The organism is Thermodesulfobacteriota bacterium, from assembly GCA_040756475.1.
Taxonomy (GTDB): Bacteria; Desulfobacterota; Deferrisomatia; order Deferrisomatales; family JACRMM01; genus JBFLZB01.
In genome coordinates this window covers 1-2481 of the sequence record JBFLZB010000333.1, presented here as the reverse complement: position 1 = coordinate 2481, position 2481 = coordinate 1, and the positions used below count along the sequence as shown (strand labels likewise).

Annotated in this window: 3 protein-coding genes; 1 reads left to right on the top strand and 2 read right to left on the bottom strand. The window is 73.5% G+C overall.

Going from position 1 to position 2481, the window contains the following annotated elements:
- Window positions 1-29 precede the first annotated feature (29 nt).
- Complete coding sequence (locus AB1578_23355) at window positions 30-1103, top strand: hypothetical protein (GenBank protein ID MEW6490836.1); 1074 nt, start codon at window positions 30-32, stop codon at window positions 1101-1103.
- Between the two features lie 21 nt (window positions 1104-1124).
- Here the strand turns inward: AB1578_23355 and AB1578_23350 are convergent, their stop codons facing one another.
- Together AB1578_23350 and AB1578_23345 are read right to left on the bottom strand one after the other, a co-directional pair.
- Window positions 1125-2150 (bottom strand): succinylglutamate desuccinylase/aspartoacylase family protein, encoded by a 1026-nt coding sequence (locus AB1578_23350; GenBank protein MEW6490835.1) that lies wholly within the window; start codon window positions 2148-2150, stop codon window positions 1125-1127.
- A gap of 17 nt (window positions 2151-2167) precedes the next feature.
- A partial coding sequence (locus AB1578_23345) for a glutamate--cysteine ligase (GenBank protein ID MEW6490834.1) occupies window positions 2168-2481 on the bottom strand: 314 nt, incomplete at its 5' end.

Genomic DNA, 2481 nt, shown 5'->3' with positions numbered 1-2481 from the left:
CCGGCGCCCCTCGGGAGAGGAGAGACGCCATGGAAGCCCACGGCAAGCCCATCCAGGAGAGGATCGCGTGGTTGCTCGATCTGGCCCGGCGCCACGGGGGGGCGTTTCGCAGCCCGGAGGCCTGCCTGGCACGGGAGCGCTACCTGGCGCGGCACCCCACGGCCATCGCGGTGCTCAAGTGCATGGACGGGCGCATCACCATCCCGGTGGCCACCCAGACCCCGCCCGGCATCATCCAGCCCTTCCGCAATCTGGGGGGGATGTTCGACCTGGGCTGGCCCCACCTGGGCGAGGTCCTCGCCAGCTATGTGCAGCGCAAGGTGGCCGAGGGCCGAAGGGTCGTGATCCTCATCACCTACCACTTCTCCCGGGGCGATCCCCAGCGCGGCTGCGCCGGGTTCCACTACGACACCGACGCGGCGGTCGCCCACACCTATGCGGTCAAGCGCCAGGCCGAGCACATCTTCGGCACGGGTCACCAGACCGTGTACCCCATCGTGTGCGGGTTCGAGACCGACGAGGACGCCCTCGTCCTGCACGGCGAGGGCGGTGAGCGTCTGGACCTCTCGACCCTCGGGCCCGAAGACGCCGACGACCTGGGAGAGCGCCTGGGTGCCCTCTTCCCCGACATGGCGGCCCGGGTGCGGGAAGACCTGCTCCCGCTCCTCCGGGGGAACCTGGAGCGCATCGCCCAGGTGCGGCACACCGTGCGGACCCTGGACGTCCAGCACCGGGAGTGGGTGATCTGCCTGGGGCGGGGGTTCGACTTCCTCCACACCCCCAACCTGGCGCTCATCATCGGCCCCTACAGCCCCGACCTGGCCGACCCCATCCGAAAGGCGGCAGGGGTCATCGAAGCCAACATGTTCAGCGGCCGCATCCCCGCCGACGGATTCCTCCTCTTCGTGTCTTCTCCTTACGACGAGTACGGGGTGGACCGGGCCAGGGCCGAGCTCAAGGCGCGCTTCCTCTCCCGGTTCGGGGCCGAGGTGATCCGGGCCGACTTTCCCGACCTGGCGGAGCGGATGTTCCTGCACACCACCGTGCTGGACTGGCGGTCCCGGGCCCTGGAGCCGGTGGAGGGGGAGTGTCTGCCCTGCTGACCCCTTCGGGACCCGCGGGGTTTACCCCATCCCCGACTGCGGGCGGGGCGGCGCTATGGGCGTGACCTCGTAGCACAGGCAGTCTCCCCGGGCGCTCTCGGGGTCGGTGGTCATCATGAGGGGCGTGAAGTGCCGGCGGGTGAGGAGGCGGCCGTCGGTTCCGGCGCGGAAGGGGCAGGGAGGGCTGGCTCCTCCCGGGCGGGACCCGATGCGCAGGGGCCAGGGGGCTCCAGGGCGCAGCCACCCGAGAAGGGTGTCTGGGGGCAGGGTCTCCAGGTTGAACCGGTCCACGTCGGGGCGAAGCGTCAGGTCCGCACCGGGGACGGGGCCGGGGGCGAAGGCCACGCTGGTCCCGGGCACGAGCTCCACCCGCACGGGGTCGCGGTAGAGCGCCAGGTGTCCCGGGCCGGAAAGTCTCTTCGCGCCGACAAACCGCGCCAGGCCGTTTCGTGCCACCCGGTCGGCCTGGGCAGAGCCGCGCTGCCCGCACTCCACCACCACGCTGGGCACGTGGCCGCCGGTGGCCTCGGTCAGGGAACCCAGCCCCAGGGCTCCGGTGCACACGTAGTGTGCGGCAAAGAGCGACGCCAGGGCGAGCAGCGCCGGGTCGGCACGGGAACCGAGGGCGCAGGGGGGCGTCGCCCCGCTCGTGTTGTGGAGGTCGACCAGGGCCTCGAGGGGCACCCGGCGCAGGAGGGCCAAGGCCCGGGCGGCCGTGCGCGCTTCCCCCTCTTCGCCGGGTGTGTCGAAGCAGCGGTTCAGGTCGCGGCAGCCGGGCAGGGCCCGGTGCCGAAAGCCCGGGCCTTCCAGGGCCGCCTCCACCGCTCCCAGGAAGATCACCACGTCCACCGCCGGCGCCGGGCCGGAGCGCAGCCACCCGTGCACCGCCCGCAGCCCCGAGGGCTCGTCGCCGTGGAGCAGCGTCACCAGGGCCCGGGCCCGCGACCGGTCTGCCCCCGGGATCCGCAGGACCGCCGGCCCCCCCAGCTCCCGGAGGAAGTCCTCCGGGGTGTCGGGCACGGCCAGGGGGCCCTCGATCCAGCGCACCCCGCCCGCTCCCGTTCTCACGCCGGCACCGGCCAGGTGTGCACCGGGTCGCCCGCGTCGGCCAGGCGGAGGTAGTGCTGGAACATCTCCGCCAGGGCGCCTTGCCGGCCCAGCCGGGGCTCCAGTGCCGCCAGGGTGCGCTGTTGCCAGATTGCCCCGGTCTGGCCGGTCTCGATGCGGGCCTCCAGCACCGCCAGCAAGGGGTCCGCATCGCCGGCCTCGACCCCCGCCGCCCGGAGCCCCTGCCGGGCCAGGGGAAGGCAGCCCAGTGCTACCTCCCGCGCGGGCACCGACGCGAGCGGCCCGCCGGGAGCTCGGGGCCAGAGCAGCC

What these genes read in the sequence shown, in the direction of transcription:
- AB1578_23355 (MEW6490836.1), top strand. Translation starts at nt 30, where the DNA reads ATGGAAGCCCACGGCAAGCCCATCCAGGAGAGGATCGCGTGGTTGCTC.